Raw genomic sequence first — 17,311 nt, 5'->3', positions numbered from 1 at the left:
TTTTGCTGGTGGTGATGCTATTAGGGGTGAGGCTACGGTTATTCTAGCAATGGGCGACGGGAGAAAAGCAGCAAAAGCCATCCACCAATACCTAAGCAAAGAAAAGTAACGTTTTTATTCCCGCTTTCATTCTCTTTTTTAGGTGGACATATTGGGCAGAGCTGTTAGAACTAAACCTATTGAAATCGTTGGAATCAAGATAGGGGACAAGGAGGCACTAATCAAGGATCCAGACGACGAAAAGATGGTATTTCAAGCGATAATAGACATAGACGAGCTCATTATGAATATTGGAGTTTTGGCAATGAAGAGAGAGAACAAGTTTCTTGGATTGATGAAAGGGGATTTTGAAAAGGATTGGATGGTCATGATTGAGATTCCTTCAACCTTTAGAGTCACCGAATGGGGAATTGGGAACTTTATGGGAAAGAAAGGAAGAACTCTTGCCATCAAGGGAAAGGGATACGTGAAGTATTTCAAATATAACCCTAGTTCCGATGAATTTATCTCCAAGGGTAATATTAGAACGGACTTGATTATGCTTGCTGGAAATACTTCATTTAGAAAGCTTGGGAGGGATTATGAGATTATAGAGAGAGGATTAGAAACTTTCAAAATATCCCTCAAAAATTTGGGAATTTAAAGTGTGGATATGTGAAAGAGGCTCTCCATTAACCTTCCGAAGAGATAGCTCAGAAAGGCCGCTCCTAAACCCGTGGATATCATCTCGACGACTTTCTTCTTTATTGAAATTCCCGAAATTGCTGATATTACACTGGCAACTATTGCAAGAGCAGTACCAGCTAAGAGAATTGAAAAGGGCAACGCTGTCAAAGACGATGAAGCAATGAAGTATGGTAAAACTGGGAAAGCAACACCCGTTAGATAGGCCAAGCCCGTGTAGAGGGCAGAGCGCAACTCATTTTCCCCACTCTCTTGAACGAGAAGGTTTATGAGTGCATCCTCATTTGAGGACAGCTTTTCAACGACCTCTTCAACAACCTCCTCAGGGATTCCCGTCTCTAAAAGCTTTCTTGATAACTCTTCCTTTGCCTTTTCTGGTGAAACTTTAAAGAGAACTTCCATCCTCTGCCTAACGCTCTCGTTCACTTGCCTCTGTGATCTAACTGAGATGAAAGCCCCAATTCCCATAGAAAGTGCTCCCGCAACACCAACTATTAAGCCACTAATCCCTACTACCCTGGGATTGTGAAGGTAAACTGCTGAAAGTCCAGTGACAGCTCCCAAAAGCTCCACGAGGCCATCATTCATTCCAAGAACAAAATCCCTTATGTTTTCTGTATGAAAGCGTTTTTTGCTCTCATGGAAGAAGCGTTCATGCTCAAGTTCATCTAAAATTACCTTTGATAAAATCTTTCTCTCTTCCTCGCTAAGCTGATATTTGGTCAGAAAGTTGAAGTACTTTTGAATGGCCGAATTTTCGCCCATTTCAAGCAGAGAAACAATAATTCCCGGGCCAAGAAGTTTCCTAAGGAGCTTTACAAAAAAGAGGTTAATCTTGTTGATTTTTGGCTTTTTGGGCGTTCTTCCCCTTTTAATTAAAAACTCATGCCAAAATCTTGCATGATTTGACTCAATTTTAGAGAGCCTCAGAAATTCTTCTCTTAATTTGGGATCTTTTTCACTGTTTCCCAGGTAAGCGTAAAGGATAGAGTCTTTGTACTCGTCCTCGTAAAATTTGGTGGCAAGATTTAGCATCTCCTCCATTTGCCTCACCACTTGTTTCCTCTATACCCTATGAACATCCCCCTAAATGCCATGCCCATAAATTCTTCAGCCAGAAATCCATCAAAAAACTCTCTAGTTTCCTCTTCGCTCAACCACTCTATGTGTTCGGGAATTCCTTCTTCAAAGTAATAAATGAGCTCATCTGAACTTCTCTTGACTATATCAAGAGTGTAAATCTTCTTTCCAAGCTCTTGGGCCTTTCTAACTTCTCTGCAGACTAAAGAGGAGAACTTTCCTAGGATTGCAACTGCCACAAAGCATTCAGCATCCTCAATCATGTGGCTCGTATCTTTAATTCCATAATCCGAGGGGATGATAACGTTTGTTGAGCTGAGCTTTTCCTCTATTATTTCTAGTATGGCTTTCTCAGTCCTTGTGTGGTACAACAAGACAGGCTCACTTAAGTATACTAATGGTCCTTTTTTCTCCTTCTTTCTTCTTTTTAGGAAGCTGAACATTGGAAACACCTCAGGTGGGGACTATACCTCATCATCGACCCCGTTTCAGCAGGGATGACACTCTTCATCGGTTACTAACATCAAACTCCCTTCTTTAGGCTTTATTTCCCAAACAGTTGGAGATGTTGTCATCGGTTACAACTCACCTTTCATCTCAACTTTATGAAGTAATCCGTAGAGAGACTTAATAATCTTTTTTGTTTTCTCAAACATACCAATATCACCAGTAATTGTTATACGTCATCGGTTACTGTTCAAATTTCTTTTCTTCATGACTCTCCATCTGTACCTCTACCCCGTGTATTTTCGTGTTTGAGCATGTAAATTTTCCTGAAGAAATTTCTTCACACTTGTTCTTAAGTCGAGACCGTAATATATGCCACTCTCTTCATGCCATCACCAGCGGAAGTAGTATGTCCGATATCGGTAGAAAGTCAACTTACCACCGACGCTTGCAAAAATTATTAGGATCTTAGGGATCTTCAAGAAGCTTAATAAAAATCTTTACTGAAACCCCAACCTCTCGAATGATGGCCCTGAGAAGACCAGTCTTTATCCTCTTGTGCAATGGGATAACAATGATTTTTCCACTAGGTCCCGTGAGCACAACATGAGAACCCTTTTGCCTTGCAGGCACATAACCCAGCTTTCGAAGGGCTTTGATAACGTCTTCACCAGAAACGTCTCTCGGAAGCTTCATAATGAAACCTCGACAATTTGAGTCTTGTCTGAGTGCTTGACAAACTTCTTCAAGGTCTTGCCCATTCGTCTCTCCTCGAGTACTTCGAGATAAAGCTCAATAGCCTCCTTTATGTTTTTTAGAGCTTCCTCTTTAGTTTCCCCTTGGCTCATGCAACCGGGAAGTGCAGGAACATATGCCACATATCCCCCTTCTGGTTGCGGCTCGAGAATGACCTTGAACTTCATTTTCCCACCAATTTGTATTCTGCACAAGTGGGGTTAAATATCTTTCCCACCTCTTGTTTATATGTTGTTGTGCACTGTATAGTACTCTTGGATTCTGAACTTTTACCTTACCTTGGGCTTATCTAAATCTAAGTTAAGCAAAGCTTAGATATACACAACATATCAAAGATTTCCAGGCAAATCTCTCTCGTTTCTTATGGGTATTGTGCTGAACAAAGTGAACACCCCAGCACTAGTGACAGGCTATCACTTTCAAATGTTTAAAGCTCTGGGAGATAATTTTCATAGCATCAGTAAAAAGAGCTCCCTTGGTACAAACCATACTTCTCCTTTCTTTTTCAAAGGACCATTGTAGATCACCACACCACAATTTAATCCCGTCTTCTTCATAGTCTTAATAACTTGGCGGAGACCCTTCTTTCCCCAGCCAACCTCAATTACAATTCCTCTGGATTGCCCTTTCAGGATAAAATCTGCACCTCCTTTTTGGGCATCATAGTGAAGCCCCAACTTCTTCTCCTTAGCGAGTAAGTGGAGATAAAGTGCTACGGCATCCTCAAGAAGCATGCCAAGCGTTTTTGAATCCCTTTCAAAGAGTCCAAACTCGTAAAGCACTGCACTCCTAAGCATTGGTGCCAAAAACTTGTACTTTGGAGTCTTTCGAGCAACTTTACCTAAAGAACCGTAAGCCCTTACTGGGAAGATAACCTCAAGATCCTCGAGCTTCTCAATCAGCTTCTCTACCGTTCCCTTAGCAAGCCCCAGCGTTGAACTTAATTCATCATATGCTAAGCTCTCACCGGAAGCAAGAAGAAGTAACAGGCCAAGAGCCTTTTCCCGTGTCGTCTCAGAAAGTCCCTCGAGCACTAAATCAACTTCGACAATCTTTCTCAGTATTTCATAAGCATCTTCAAGCGGATTCTTGGAAGTAAGATAAATGGGTAGCGAGCCTTGAATGAGGTAATCCTCAACATCCTTTTCAGTGAACTTCAGTAGGACTCCATCAAGCTTCTCTTCGACTCCGGAGAAATCACAGTTGAGGAATGCATGTTTTAGAGCTGCACTAAGTTCCTCAGGGATTTGAAGGCCACGCTTGAGGAGCAGATACTCGGTGAAGGTAAGAGGCGGCACTCTAAGCTTCTTGGCTCTTCTCATCAAGTCAGGATCGAGCTTAAGAGGGAGTGAAGAGGATCCAGTAACTACAATCATGAGATTGCTTGCGGAGTCGTAAAGGTCTTTTACTGTGATGCCAAAGTTCTCATCATAGTGGGCTTCGTCAATGAATAGGAAGGTAGGCTGACTGAACTCTTCAATTCTTTCACCGAGGAGACGTTCGTATGCTTGAACAAAGTAATTTAGGCTTATTCCCAGTGGACGAAGCTTGTCGAGGGAAACGTAAACAAGTCTTTCTCTTGGGATTTGAGGAAGAAGTTTGAAGTATATCTGAGCGAGCATGGTGGTTTTTCCGACACCCCGGAGACCATAAAGGACGAGGAGTTTATTCTCCCGTGTTCTGAGGAATGATTCAATTTCCTCTTTAAGCTTTGCGAGAGGTTTCCTTTCAGGTCGTTTTTCCCCAGTTGGGGTAAAAACGTACTTTCTAAGCCTGGCCTCGGCTGTATCAATTGTCCTCCTCACGATGCTTTCTACAAGTTTTTCCTCCACGCCTCTCATCTTAGTGTAGTTCATTGCAATAGGATAAAAACCTATCGTTTTATACTATACAATTGATATTAAGTGCAAACTAAGTGTGAAGAATCTCCAGTTTTTCTGTTTTTCTCAACTCGCTAGCGGAGATGTCACCTATGTCCTTTGCTCTGCTGAGAAAAGTCACGCCTCGAACAAGACTCTATTTCATAACTCCAGCAGATTGAGTATGTAAATCTTTAGGAGCTTTTAGTTGCCAAGGTCAAAGAGGAGTCGTCACTCCACAAGCCGTCAAGAATTGAAATTTCCTTGGGTTTTGGATAGTTCAGTTCCATCTCAAGCCTGCTGGTGAACTGGAAGGTCAAGGCTGAAGGCATCTCCAATAAGGATTCCTCAGAGACCGCCCTCAAGCCTTGAGCGGAGCACACTCACCACCTTTCAAACTTGCCATCATTAAAATCCCCGCTCTCTACCCTTTCTCCACTTGGTTAATGAACCCACTCCCAAAGAATAGCCTTTCCGAACTTTGTATCCGTTTCAACTAGCTTGTAGCCGGCATTTACTTCCATGCGATTGATTTCCTCGAATGTTTCCTTATCAACCTCATACACCTAAACCCTCAACCTTCCTCTGCCCTTGACAGCATAAGGAAGAACGTCAACGTAAAAGGTCATAGCCCTCAATCCAGTCCTCGCCGAAGAATCTACTGTTCTTTAGGTAGCCATGCAGCGGCTTACTTTTCCTCAGGGTGCCGTAAACTGTTATCATCATGCTCCCATAATCAGTTTAACTATCGCTCTCCCGTAATTGTTTATTGCAACCCTATTCTTGGTTATTTTCAGGAGTTTTAATTCTACGAGCCGTTTAACGGTCTCGTCGAGCTCGACGTTCTCCCCGTTCAAAACTGCTCTGAGGACTTGTATGGCTTCCCTGTCAAGCATTGGCTCGATTTTCCTGCCAATCTTGAGTAGCAAAGCGTCGTCCCTGAAAATGTAGGAGATTCTTTTTTCTAATTTTTCCCAGTTTTCATCGGTGAGTCTTCTTGTGGCTACGAGGTATGCATACTCGTCCTCAGCTTTCGCCTCTCCAATTGAGACTTCAAAGTCCTCGCCAAGGAGCCTTGCACGACCTTTGTGCGGCGGGTGACGCTTCAGCAGCCACTTTCCTTTACTCGGATAATGACTATATGCAAAGAGATATCTTCCATTGCTCATCAGAACGTTTAGTGTCCCGTAATCGCTGAGTTGGCTTAAAAGCTGATATAGTTTAGTGAAGAGCTCTCATGGTTCCTATCCCCTCCAAGTTCTCCATTATGTAGCAGAATGCTGCTTCTGAGTCCGTCGTTCCTAAAGGCTTGAAGCGTTTGGGCAGTTCTTTAACACCGTTCAGTACTCCATTGTGGGCGAAAATCCACTCATCATACTGTCCAATGCTTTTAATTCTCCTCACAAAAGGATGAGTGTCCAGGTAGTTGATTTCACTGGTGGCGAATCTTACGTGGCTTATGATAATTTGGCTCCTTATGTTAAGTCTTGGAAGTGTGAGGGCAATCATACTTTCGTAAGCCGGGATAGGTTGTTTTATCAGTGAAGCGGCTCTCTTTCCGTTGACAGCTGTTAGATACCAGCTAATGCCCCAGCCGTGGGGGTTAAGCTCGCCTTTCCTTACAAAGCCCCGCCACGTGAAGTTTACGCTCACCCCTTTGTTTGCGTTAACGTCGAAGAGCTCACACATATCCCCGTCCCTCACGGTACTACTTCGTAAATCCTAATTACTATCCTATTGCTTCCGAAGTCAAAGTCTCTCCTAAATCTGCAGATTACTGTAGGCTCTGGCCAATTGGTGGGCTCTCCCATACTAGATTCTACTCCTCTAATTAGCCACTTAGCTCGTTTTTCTGTTTTTGTTTTGTTTTTAAAGAGGATGTAGTCTTTGGTTAGTTTGAATCCCTTATTAGTTTCTAAATCAAAGAACTCCTCTAGACAGTTTCTTGGGTTGCGGTAATATCCTATCATCTCATCATCTACTACATAAACAAAGTATCTCTTTGTTTTTTCACTTGACTTTACTCTGAATGATGCCAACCTTAATAAATCCGCAAAGGCTGAACCAGCTATTTGTGACCTTGGAATATTATTTCTACTAGGGATTTTTGTTTTAAATTTCATCTCGAATGCTAATGCCGGCCTGTTCTCTTTAGCAGCTACAAATGTGTCAAGCTTTGCATATTTTCGGTTGGGAACTTCTGGATGAGGATATTCGAGATAAACGTCGAGAGGATCTATTCCTCCAACAGTTGTCAATGCATGGAACATCATGTATCTAATTGTGTCCTCGCTTTCTTGGTGAATTTTTTCAAGCTCAGAACACTTCTCAACTATTGCTCTGAGTCTCTCTTCTACGAGAGAAGCAAATCTCTCAAAAACACTGTACATCTTTTTGTCAAATTCATTAGGTGGAAATTGTAGTATTGGGAGTTCGATAATGTTGCTACCAGAACCCCCTTCTGTTGAATCCTCTCCTGTTTCTGGTGTTATTTTGGCTACCCTAAATCCAAGCCTTCTTAGATACCTTACGGCTGCATGGGTATTAAACTCGGCTGGATCCAAAAACTCACCATTGGCATATTTGTTTGCTAGAGATACCACATACTTTGGGGGATACCTCTTGCCATTATATATCAGAGAGTAACTTTTTCCTTTGAATTTTCCTGAGACTCCATTCTTATCAATTTCTTCGATAGCCTTTAACACATGTTCCTGGGAAATATTTTTGGAAATTGGCATATTAACCACCTCCCTCCTACCTTTAAATCTCCCAGCTTTCTCCATTTTTAGAAGTATTGCTTTATTTTCCCACATTTCACTAGACCATTCAGGATTTTCCGTACGAACGGGAATGACGTAGTCTAGATCAATTTCATCAATCGTTCTCACTAGTTCCTTGTCTATCCTAAATTCAACTATCTCTTTTATGAAGTTTGATAGATCAATACCTCCTGTTTGGCTCTTGTAAAGCCTGTATCCATCTCCAGTTGGGTGGATAGAGATGGGAATCTTCAAAGAGAATTCTCTACCTTTTCTTGTTATTTTCCAGCCATTGAAGAGCAGAAGCAATGAAGTTAACCTCTGTTATCCGTCAAGCACGTAGTAGCTGTCGCCTCCGTGACCTACTGTAAAGTCTGCTAAAGGTGCTGAGAATGGATCGTCCGTTATGAACTCCTCCCTTGATGGCTTCCAGAAGAGTGTGGATCCTATTGGATAACCATGAATGATAGAGTCTATCATGGACTTTATGTCGTCTTCGTCCCAGACATAATCACGCTGGAATGCTGGAAGATAGTAGTTGTTTCTTTCCTTAAGACTCTTCCAGAGGTCAAACACTCTCATTTTTCGACTCTGAGGTTGAAGAAACTCATGCCTCACACCTCTTCAGCGAATGTTGATCTAAGAAAATGTATGGATGGTAGTAAAATTAGTTTCTTTTGAAATCATTTTCCTATTAAAAGTTTCGTTGAGTCCACTGAACTCAAGGAGGTTAATTACTTGATACCTGTTCTTGATGACATTTGCGGTAGAGTCTGGAAAAGCTACAAAAAGTACTGTCCTGCCAAGTTCTCTCGCTTTTTCTGCAAGGGGCAGAAAGTCTCTGTCACCTGAAACGATTATGAGAGCATCAATTGCGGGCCTCTCATAAAGTATGCTCATCCCATCAACTATCATGGTTGCATCAGTCGTGCTTTTTGGTCCATTTTCCTTCATAGTAGACTCCGCTAAGACGACTTTGATACCCATTTTTTCTAAGTTGTTGGCAATGTGAGGATTTTTTAGGAATATGAACGGGTTTGCATAAATTCTGGCTATTGTGACTTCATAACCAAGAGATTTGAGATACTCAAAGAATTTCCTCCAGTCAATATCTCTATCAAGTTGCACTTTTCCACCGAGGGCATTCTTAAGGCACATCACAACATTTTCACCATCAATCAACACAGCCGCCTTCATCCTCCCCACCTTTTCCGTAATATTATGCAAGCAGTTTTTGTAATGTTAATTTTCTTCATTATGTAATATTGTTGTTGTCATATTTAAGTTTTTCGGTTTAATAATTTGAGCGATCATGGTTATGATTTCAACTGACTTAGAGGATGTTACCTTTGAGGACATCAGGAGGTAATGCTCTCACAACACTACTGCCTTGCAAAGCCTTTAGAAGTCTAAAATTGGAAAGCCCTCATTTTTGAGCTTTGCATTCCCACTAGCTGGAAGATTAGTTACCAGAATAATCCTCCTCTGTTGTTTGGCAAATTTCACTGTGTGCATTGTCCCGTCTTTCAACTCAGATTCAATGACCACTACAGCAAATGAAATCCCACTAATTATCCTATTCCTGCGGACAAAATGATACTTTTTCGGTTTAGTACCTTCAGGTAGCTCCGAAATAAGAAGACCTCCACTTCTAATTATCTTCTCAGCAAGTTTTTCGTTGCTTTTTGGCACAATATCGTTTACAGGAGACGGAAGAACGCCAATTACATGGGCCCCAGTCTTCAAAGCAGTCTTTATGACAATTGAATCAATACCCAAAGCGAGGCCAGAAACAATAACAAATCCTTGTTTTGCATAAAATTCGGCTACTTTTTCAGCATAATACTCTCCCCTCTCACTAGGCTGTCTTGTGCCTACAATTGCAACTGCTGGTTTGTTTAGTAATCTAACGTTGCCAATAGCATAAATTATCTTCGGAGGATCTTTTATCTGTTTTAAAAGAGGGGGATAATCGGGGGAATCAATTGGTATCCTGGTGATCTTCCTTCTAGAGGTGCTTGGGTTGGTGTATTCGATAAGCTTTTTTTGAGTCAAGTTACCTCACCAATTTTGTCCTTGCCAAAGTAATTAAATACACTTTCGATGCCCCACATTCAAAAATTATTCTTACACATGCTCTTGCGGTATCGCCTGTGGTGAGTATGTCATCAAAGAGCACGACTTTCATATTCTCTAACCTTTGTTTGCAGGTAATTGAAAGGTAATGATCTCTTTCTATAGGACGTTTGTTTGGGGATGCTAAATGGGATTTTTGAACAGAATACCATCTTTGCAAGATTCTAGTACCATTTTTGATTTTCAATTCATTGGAGACATAGTCTACTAGTAATTTGTGCCCAAGACTAATCTCGCCTTTCTTGCTACTGGGTATTGGGATTATTATGTCAGGTTTCAGCTTTTTAAAGCGGATTAAGTTAACAACATCCTCTGCAAATTTTGAAATTACATTTAAGTACCCCTTCTTAAAATCTAAAACGCTTTTGGAAAACTCATCTTGTTGCGTCTTATTTTGTGGTAGATAATAGCCCAAGAAATAGTAAGGGACTCTCTTACCGTTAATCCACAAGTCCTCAGAATGAAACTCCGGAACTTTTTTAGGATCATAAAGTGGGAGCTTTATTATCGTTTCAATGTCTTCAGTCCTGAGGATTTCCATTTCGCAGCCTCTGCAAACAAAAATAGTACCTCTGGGAGTTTCTCTGGACGTCATCAAACTCCCACAATTAGGACAGAACTTCATCATGTAGTCACCTCAAGGCTTTAAATTAAGGAGATAAACAGTTCAAATCAATTTTTAACCAATCAAAACCCTCTTCAAGTCCTTTCATTAAAGAATCATTTTTGAAAATTTCAACATATTCAAGCAGAACTCTTGCTTTTGAGACATCCCATTCAATTTCTTTTGCCAACACTTTAAAGCAGTGTTCTTGAGTAGTCTTCTCGAATTCTTCACTTGCTAATTTCTTAGTGCATTCCCAACAATCAGCTACGAGGTAATCAATCAACGCTTCAAATAATACTTGTCCATTTTCACGGCCTCTCATTCCCCTAGCTGTGGAATACACTCTTGTTCTTTCATTTTTCTCATGTACAAGATCCTTACTCCCAACAATTAACCTTGGCTCAGTAAAACTACCAATGGTCTCCACCCTATCACCTCTTCCGTAATATTATACTAGAAACTTCCGTAATATAAAATTTTTGCATTTTGTAATATTGTTGTATTTTAAATTTTTCGGTTTTTCATAGTGCATGCCTCTTCAAGTACTAGAATTAGGAGACAAAAAGAAGAAAAGTTAAAGCTGTTCTTTGAGAATAAGTTCTTCCAAGATCTCTTTTACTTTCTTTCCATAGAACAGCTCCAGTATTCTGACGAGAGGCTTTGGAAATGTTGTTGTGAACACTTCAGAGGGCTTTGAAAACGCTGAGAGCAAATCCTTACCCCCCTCTTGCCTTACAAGCAGATAGTCAAGAAATGCATCGACACCCTTAGCAACACTGAGAATCTCTAACACTTCCTCATCAATTTCTCCTTTCTCGACTTTTGCCCTCGCTTCAGTAACCTTTTCATCACTTAACCCTACAGCTTCATAGTATGCTTTTTTAGCAATGCTCCTTAATCTTTCAAGATTCTCCTTAACTTCATTTTTGCTTGGCCTTCTCTTGAGAGCTATTCCATCTATCTTAAGCTCTCTTTCTGAAAACTCCATCCCAAATAGGGGTAGGGGATAGTCCTCAAAACAGTAGGGCAGAAATTCAACATGCATGAATTCTTGACCCCCTTCAGGATAAATAAACGGCTTGGTGCCTTCTCTGAATAATATCTCTATCTCTTTGTCAAAGTTATGGCAGAAAATGCTCTTGTAATCATCAAGAGTCAAAGCTTCATCCCCTTCAAGCTTTGCCTTTATCTTTTCAATAACATGAGGACAATCCACGAAGGCATTAAAGAGAATCTTCTTGTGAAATTTCAGTACAATTTCTGGTGGAAATTCTTGAATTGCTCTTATTGGGTACTCAAACACAACATAGTAAAAGTCGAGAGTATTCACTTCTGGACCTAACCTTAGGAATATCTCATTATTCTCTTTGAAAACACCCACGTATGTGTAAAAGAACGCCTCAGGGGTTTCAAAATCGCTAGCGACGGTTTTCTCAAAAAGCAAGTTCACGATTTCTTCTGGAATGTTATCCTGCTTGACGTAGGCTTTCACAAGACGCTTCAAGAAATAATGGATGTGCTTTAAGTCAGAAACACTTATCGGTTCCTCATGTTCATAAATTAGTATGTACTTCCTGCCTACTTCATCCTCATTAAACGTCCTCCTCTCCTGCAGTTTCTCCAAGCTGTCAAGGGACTCCTTAATCAGCAAGTAAGCCCTTGGAGTGATTATCCCTGCCTCGTTCAATTCATCAATGAGGCTTTTAGTTGCATTGATCAAAAGCCTCCTGAGAATTGCTGATGGGGAAGTCTCATGCTTGAGTGCCAAAGCGTAAAGCTTCACCCACAATGGAAACGAAATCCTGAGGGAGAGGAGTTTTGGAGTGAGGTTTTTCTCAAGCTCTTTAAGGTAGTCTTTTTTCGAGGACTCCATCAGCTCTTTTGCCTCAGCAAACTTTTCCTCCTTTACGAGCTCTGAAATTAGCTGTTGAATTTTGTTCTTCTCAATAAATTTTGACTCTTTTGTTTCAAAGTCGTAGTACGGTACTTTACCTGTCAAGGCTGCAATGTACTCCATGTCTTGTAAATTTTTGTAATTTAGTGTATTAATATCCTTGTATTTCATAATCTTCACCCAACTGTAATTTAATAGAAAAGTATTTAAAGTTTGCTAGAAATGGTCTATTGGTGATACTGTGGTTGTAGTCCGGGTTCTTAAGCCTTCTGAGATTAAGGCTTCTTATCCAAACTGGGCTGAGATTCTTGAAGAAACAGGATGGTGGTTTGAGGAAGGTGAAATTATAGTTGTCGAGCAGGAGAACAAGTTGGAAGAATTGAAAACAATTCTGCATGAAGTTTTTGAGTTTTATCTTGAGAGGTATTTTAGATTTTCTCACGAGCTTGCCCATCAATTGGCCTTTAATCTTGAGGAGTTTGCTGAGAAGTATCTAAAGAAAGTGCAGTAATTTTGCATTACGGAAATTTTAGGTTGTTAAGTGGAGAACAACTTCCATACAATAGTGGTCAGAAACTTACCATATTTCTGGTAAAAATTTCTGAAGCCTAGAATTTCAAGAAATTCTGATTTTAAGGGCTCCTTGAGGGTGTTTGTTGTATTTTGGGGTGGATATTGGCAAGTGTCCAAGTTGTGGTTCCTCTAAGCTGATTTACGACTATGAGCGGGAAGTTGCAGATATTGCAAGGGTTACTGAAGTAACCGTTTTTTATTTTATGTCTAAGTTATCCCAAATACACTGAGAATATTATTAAATATGCCTGGTTTTCGAACGCTTTTGCAGGTTTGTAGTCTTCCTCCGAGATTTCATGCATTGTCTTTACCAATCAAGTGACTACTCTAGCGCTTCTTTCTCATAAGGAACTTTTTGAATTAATATTTTGATTCAACTTCTCCAAGATTTATGGGCTTGATTTTAACTCTTCCAGCACTTCTTTAGGTGTTTGTGCTTCATTAATAGTAGCACAGCAGAAATCCCATTAATTATGCTTAGGTTTGTTTTGAGAGATAATTAATCTAGCTAGTTTACAGCTAAAACTCATTGTTTTATGAGTTTTCATAATTGTCGTTTTGGTTCACTAGTTTTTTTATCCTGAGAGCCAAGATAATCTAATATTCTACGAGATAATGCCTTTGCGTTCTCGTCACCAATCCTACCCAGAATATAAGAATCTACAAAGACTTTAGAGAGATTCATAGTGGGTCTCCTTAAGCTTCTTATAATCTATACCCTCAACTTTCTCGATAATCATTGAATCCAAGATTTTCTCAATCTCCTCCTCATCAATTATCTTAATGATGACCTTTGAATGCTCCTTGAGCTTTAACTTTTTCCAAGGATAAGTAGTAAAGCAGAAAGAATAAGGTTTAGAGGGTTTGAGTATCAATGTGAATTTGGCAGGAGCTAATGTTAGTTCTCCACTATCATCTTAAGGTATCAAAGAACTTATTCTAGGAAGGTTTAAATGCCTATTTCTTTATAACGTGAAAGGAGGTGCACAAAATGATAAAGAAAATCACGATCTCAGATCTCATTAGAATGGGAGATGAAAAGGAAAGAGAATGGTTCATGTTTCACGCTGAAGTAGAGAGAATCTTCAACGATACCGAAATTGTGGGGATAAAATATCAGGCAACGATTACCTATGTTATTGGAGAGTTAGATGAAGATGTTCTAAATACAGTTTTTGAAAGTAACTGGAATAAAACAGCAGAGGTACTCAAAAAGCATGAAATCGAAGTTGAAGATATAAAAATTGACAAAAATGAGAAGAAAGTAGAGATAAAGCTCAAAACTTCTGGAATAGTATATCGGGAGGGCCTTTTTGAATTTGAAGATATAAAAGAGCTTTTAAAAGATGTACTAGCGAGAAAGATTGAGGAAGCGTGGATCAGTGTCTTGCAAGAGCATGGATACATATAGATGAATCAAAATCGTTAAATAAGCCATACACAATATAATTATGAAGTGGTGGGAGCGTTGAGGGGTCAAGTATTTTCCATGGATGCACTGGTCTCAATGGTAATTGTAGTTATGATAATTGGAACGGTCTCTGCTACATCGGAGAGCATAAAGAATGAGATAGTTTCACTTATCGATTGGTATGAGAGAGCTAACGTAGCTGAGAATATGTTGGATGTTCTTTTAAAGAGCCCAGGTGAGCCCGAAGATTGGCATCTAGATATCTCAAAGTTGGAAGTTGTTGGACTTAGAAGTTCTAACAGGAGCTACGCTCTAGATTATCTCAAAGTTATGAAGCTTTCTTCTCCCGAGGTTATTGGAAAAGCCATAGATATTTCCAACGGGAAAGACTTCATGCTTGAGGTCTTTCTCTCAAGATATAATGTTAGCATTAACGGGACTTTTCCCAGAGTATACCTTGCAAATGTTACTTTTGGACTTGATAATCCTTCTGGTGGGGCCAATTTTAGAGTGGAAAGCCCAGATGGAAGAGACTTTACCGTTAGCTACATTCTCTTAAGAAGATCTGACGGAACCGAATATGAAAATGAAGAAGTCTGTAAATTAGTAAAGGGAAACGTACTAAAGCTTGGTAATAAAAATAATAAAAAAGAGGATGAAAGTTATATAAATTATATGAAGATAATAACAACAGAAAGCACTTCAATAGATGATAAAAAAGACGATAGGCCTCCTATCATTGTACCTCCGGGAACTGTTATAGAGATATTCATTCTCAATAAAACAAGTGACCTTCAAATTAACTTCAATCCATGCTGGCAGACGTTAAAGATTACTGGACAGGGAAACGTCGTAGTCACTGTTTCCGCATACGACAGCACAGTTCCAAATATCCTAGGAAACTACACATTTGCTCAAGTTGTTGAACTTCAGGATATTCCTACTTTGTCCTTTAGCGTGATAAACGGAACTGTTATCAACGATAAAATTATAATCGAGGCATCAATGGAGCGTTCTCCCTGGGTAGAAGTGGAAAAGAGAACAGTGAGCATTGAGACCTTTCTCTACGACCTCTCAGCAAATCCATCCTCTGAAGTCCCTATGATCTATGGAGTTCTTAGATCTCAACTTCCTGCGGGCTCTTACCTTAAGATTACAGTTCCCGATCTTCCAGGAAACATGTCCTTTGTAGTGCTATCAAAATCCGATATGAGTGGACTTATGATATACAGAATGCCTTTTGAAAACATCGTTAGAGCGGTTGTAGTTCATGGAAACACTTCAATTCACTATACTGGAAACAGTACTTCGATATCAATACCCCTAAAAGATCTCTTTGGCAATCCCCAAGAAGGAGATACAGTTGCAATGTGGCTCTACTCTTTGGAGGGATGGGACAGAGGTTCAGTAAAGATAGAAATAATTCCAGATATTAAGTGGGCGCTTGCTCCAAAATTGGACGCTGGTATAGTAAAACTGTGGGTGTGGGATGACTCATGAAGAAAGGATTCATATTTACTCTTGATGCTCTCCTAGCCTTGCTTTTAACAACTGTAGTTATAGCAGGTACTTTTTCCCTACTGAAGACTGAGAGAGAAGTGTATTCAAGTTATTTGCTCTCCCAATACCAACACACCGCAGAGAACGTTCTTATCGTTCTTAGGACGGCACCATTAAACCAGCTAGTTTCGTCTGAAATCATTCTAAATTGGAGTGAGAGTGGAATATTGGATCCCGAACTTGTATCCTCAGATATGTCCCCCCTGGATATCGTTGCTACTTATTGGGCAACAGCCCCTATATTTCCTGAAAAAGATCTAAGGCATAAGGCTGAAATAATTTTAGGCTATATCCTCAACCAAACTCTAAAAGGATACAACTATGAACTCTTGATAAACAACTATACAAGCCCATATCTGAAAAGAGCTGGGAGCAACTACTCCAAAGCTTTACATGTTTCAGAGGCCACTCTTCTAATGAGCGGTTATGCGTACAACCAAACCCCTAGGGGATATATGGCAAGAGCATACCTAACTAGAGCTACATCCGTTAGAGAAGATCTCTTCGGATTTATGAGAGTTCTCGCTGGAGCCTGGACAACACAGGGAAGGAGGAATACTTTAAATATAAAAGCAAAAATATATCTACCGAATGATAGCGAAATTTTGGAGGCAGATGGAAACTTCGTGAGAAGAAGTGGTGAGGATATGGATGTCTATATCAACGGAAATAGAGTGACTCTAACTTCGACAACTCCAAACGCTCCAGACATAAAAGATTATCTCATTCCAGGAGAAAATTTAATAGAGTTTCAATTTTATGATCCGAGTTACACAGAAATGGGTATAGGAAGCGGTACAACAATATATGTGAAGTACCTAAGTAGCATTCCCTATCTGGAAGACCCGGGAGTTATGAAAATCTACGATGTGACCTCCACATATACAGGTTTTATTTACTTGCTTGAAAACTTTGTCCCAGGAGAGATTGAAAGTATAAATATGAAATTCAAAGTTGAGGGGGCACAAGTCGTTAGGCTGTATTATGGACTAGGAGAAAATCTCTGGTTAATTTCTGAAAAATACATTAATAGTGCATCACCTGTAACTGTGCAGTTTACTGATGATGAAATACGAAATGGATTGTCTCAAATAGGTATCACATATTCAAATCTCTCTAAAATGGTCTTTGATTTTGTATTGGCCATTGATGCTAAGTACGACAACAGTACAAGAAGATTTCTTTATGGAGGAAGTTATTATTATAACTGTCCTGACTGTGGAGGAACAAGAACTCGCAGGCTCTATGGATACCCAGATTCTGTAATTGAAATTAAATATACTCCAAAAGTCTTGAGAACTCCCTACAGCATTCCAGTATCAATAAAAGTAGATTACTCTGACATCACATACTCTGGTTACACTGGGTGGGCCTGTGGAGTAAATACATATAAGAGTCTGAGCTTTAAGTATAGTCTTCCTCCCTATGCAGAGCCTTGGTATGCAGACCTCTGGGTTGGTTACTGTTTTGCATCAAGCACTACTCAAAGGTTAAATGAAAATGGTTATGAATTTTACAGCGGGCCAAATGGCGTTTACTCAT

Annotated in this window: 21 protein-coding genes; 5 read left to right on the top strand and 16 right to left on the bottom strand. The window is 40.0% G+C overall.

Going from position 1 to position 17,311, the window contains the following annotated elements:
* Positions 1-142: 142 nt before the first annotated feature.
* Positions 143-643: a hypothetical protein gene (locus tag PWP39_RS07440; protein WP_011012472.1), complete on the top strand. Its 501-nt coding sequence runs from the start codon at positions 143-145 to the stop codon at positions 641-643.
* On the opposite strand, the gene PWP39_RS07435 is transcribed toward PWP39_RS07440, so the two are convergent.
* From PWP39_RS07435 to PWP39_RS07365, 15 genes are all read right to left on the bottom strand, one after another.
* Positions 640-1,728: a VIT1/CCC1 transporter family protein gene (locus PWP39_RS07435; protein ID WP_288073385.1), complete on the bottom strand. Its 1,089-nt coding sequence runs from the start codon at positions 1,726-1,728 to the stop codon at positions 640-642. The two genes, PWP39_RS07440 and PWP39_RS07435, sit on opposite strands and share 4 nt — an antisense overlap.
* 5 nt (positions 1,729-1,733) lie before the next feature.
* Positions 1,734-2,207, bottom strand: coding sequence for a hypothetical protein (locus PWP39_RS07430; RefSeq protein WP_014835386.1), 474 nt, complete (start codon positions 2,205-2,207; stop codon positions 1,734-1,736).
* 472 nt (positions 2,208-2,679) lie between these two features.
* Positions 2,680-2,907 carry a type II toxin-antitoxin system HicA family toxin gene (locus PWP39_RS07425; protein ID WP_011012469.1) on the bottom strand — a complete coding sequence of 76 codons (228 nt, stop codon included), beginning with the start codon at positions 2,905-2,907 and terminating at the stop codon, positions 2,680-2,682.
* The gene (locus tag PWP39_RS07420; RefSeq protein ID WP_011012468.1) at positions 2,904-3,134 is read right to left on the bottom strand and encodes a type II toxin-antitoxin system HicB family antitoxin; all 231 of its coding nucleotides are present in this window, start codon (positions 3,132-3,134) and stop codon (positions 2,904-2,906) included. The genes PWP39_RS07425 and PWP39_RS07420 overlap by 4 nt, the downstream gene beginning before the upstream one ends.
* Positions 3,135-3,416: 282 nt before the next feature.
* Complete coding sequence (locus PWP39_RS07415) at positions 3,417-4,808, bottom strand: ATP-binding protein (protein ID WP_223208976.1); 1,392 nt, start codon at positions 4,806-4,808, stop codon at positions 3,417-3,419.
* A gap of 461 nt (positions 4,809-5,269) precedes the next feature.
* Positions 5,270-5,392: a hypothetical protein gene (locus tag PWP39_RS07410; protein WP_011012465.1), complete on the bottom strand. Its 123-nt coding sequence runs from the start codon at positions 5,390-5,392 to the stop codon at positions 5,270-5,272.
* 156 nt (positions 5,393-5,548) lie between these two features.
* Positions 5,549-5,998: a class II glutamine amidotransferase gene (locus PWP39_RS07405; RefSeq protein WP_288073388.1), complete on the bottom strand. Its 450-nt coding sequence runs from the start codon at positions 5,996-5,998 to the stop codon at positions 5,549-5,551.
* Between the two features lie 49 nt (positions 5,999-6,047).
* Positions 6,048-6,515, bottom strand: a complete 468-nt coding sequence (locus PWP39_RS07400) for a class II glutamine amidotransferase (RefSeq protein ID WP_011012462.1) — start codon at positions 6,513-6,515, stop codon at positions 6,048-6,050.
* Between the two features lie 11 nt (positions 6,516-6,526).
* Positions 6,527-7,897: a ScoMcrA-related endonuclease gene (locus PWP39_RS07395; protein ID WP_011012461.1), complete on the bottom strand. Its 1,371-nt coding sequence runs from the start codon at positions 7,895-7,897 to the stop codon at positions 6,527-6,529.
* Between the two features lie 15 nt (positions 7,898-7,912).
* Positions 7,913-8,170, bottom strand: coding sequence for a DUF262 domain-containing protein (locus PWP39_RS07390; protein ID WP_014835383.1), 258 nt, complete (start codon positions 8,168-8,170; stop codon positions 7,913-7,915).
* Between the two features lie 57 nt (positions 8,171-8,227).
* Positions 8,228-8,785: an NYN domain-containing protein gene (locus tag PWP39_RS07385; protein ID WP_011012459.1), complete on the bottom strand. Its 558-nt coding sequence runs from the start codon at positions 8,783-8,785 to the stop codon at positions 8,228-8,230.
* 204 nt (positions 8,786-8,989) lie between these two features.
* Positions 8,990-9,643, bottom strand: coding sequence for a DNA-processing protein DprA (gene dprA / locus PWP39_RS07380; protein ID WP_011012458.1), 654 nt, complete (start codon positions 9,641-9,643; stop codon positions 8,990-8,992).
* Position 9,644: 1 nt separating this feature from the next.
* A complete protein-coding gene (locus tag PWP39_RS07375; RefSeq protein ID WP_011012457.1) occupies positions 9,645-10,352 on the bottom strand; it encodes a hypothetical protein in 708 nt (235 codons plus the stop codon).
* A gap of 22 nt (positions 10,353-10,374) precedes the next feature.
* Positions 10,375-10,758, bottom strand: coding sequence for a hypothetical protein (locus tag PWP39_RS07370; RefSeq protein WP_014835381.1), 384 nt, complete (start codon positions 10,756-10,758; stop codon positions 10,375-10,377).
* 147 nt (positions 10,759-10,905) lie between these two features.
* Positions 10,906-12,396, bottom strand: coding sequence for a hypothetical protein (locus tag PWP39_RS07365; protein WP_011012455.1), 1,491 nt, complete (start codon positions 12,394-12,396; stop codon positions 10,906-10,908).
* A gap of 70 nt (positions 12,397-12,466) precedes the next feature.
* Between PWP39_RS07365 and PWP39_RS07360 the strand changes: the two genes are divergently transcribed.
* Entirely contained in the window at positions 12,467-12,736 is a 270-nt protein-coding gene (locus PWP39_RS07360; protein WP_011012453.1) for a hypothetical protein, read from the top strand.
* Between the two features lie 733 nt (positions 12,737-13,469).
* On the opposite strand, the gene PWP39_RS07355 is transcribed toward PWP39_RS07360, so the two are convergent.
* Positions 13,470-13,673, bottom strand: a complete 204-nt coding sequence (locus PWP39_RS07355; protein WP_011012452.1) for an antitoxin — start codon at positions 13,671-13,673, stop codon at positions 13,470-13,472.
* Between the two features lie 116 nt (positions 13,674-13,789).
* On the opposite strand from PWP39_RS07355, the gene PWP39_RS07350 reads away from it, so the two are divergent.
* The 3 genes from PWP39_RS07350 to PWP39_RS07340 form a co-directional block, all read left to right on the top strand.
* Entirely contained in the window at positions 13,790-14,209 is a 420-nt protein-coding gene (locus PWP39_RS07350; protein ID WP_011012451.1) for a hypothetical protein, read from the top strand.
* Between the two features lie 78 nt (positions 14,210-14,287).
* Positions 14,288-15,709 carry a hypothetical protein gene (locus tag PWP39_RS07345; protein WP_288073377.1) on the top strand — a complete coding sequence of 474 codons (1,422 nt, stop codon included), beginning with the start codon at positions 14,288-14,290 and terminating at the stop codon, positions 15,707-15,709.
* On the top strand, positions 15,706-17,311 hold a 1,606-nt coding region (locus PWP39_RS07340), incomplete at its 3' end, for a TPM domain-containing protein (RefSeq protein WP_288073375.1). The genes PWP39_RS07345 and PWP39_RS07340, both read left to right, overlap by 4 nt.

Origin of the sequence: Pyrococcus sp., assembly GCF_030153625.1 — an archaeon.
GTDB lineage: Archaea > Methanobacteriota_B > Thermococci > Thermococcales > Thermococcaceae > Pyrococcus > Pyrococcus furiosus.
Note: the sequence above shows the minus strand (reverse complement) of the source record. Positions and strands in the feature narration are given on the sequence as shown.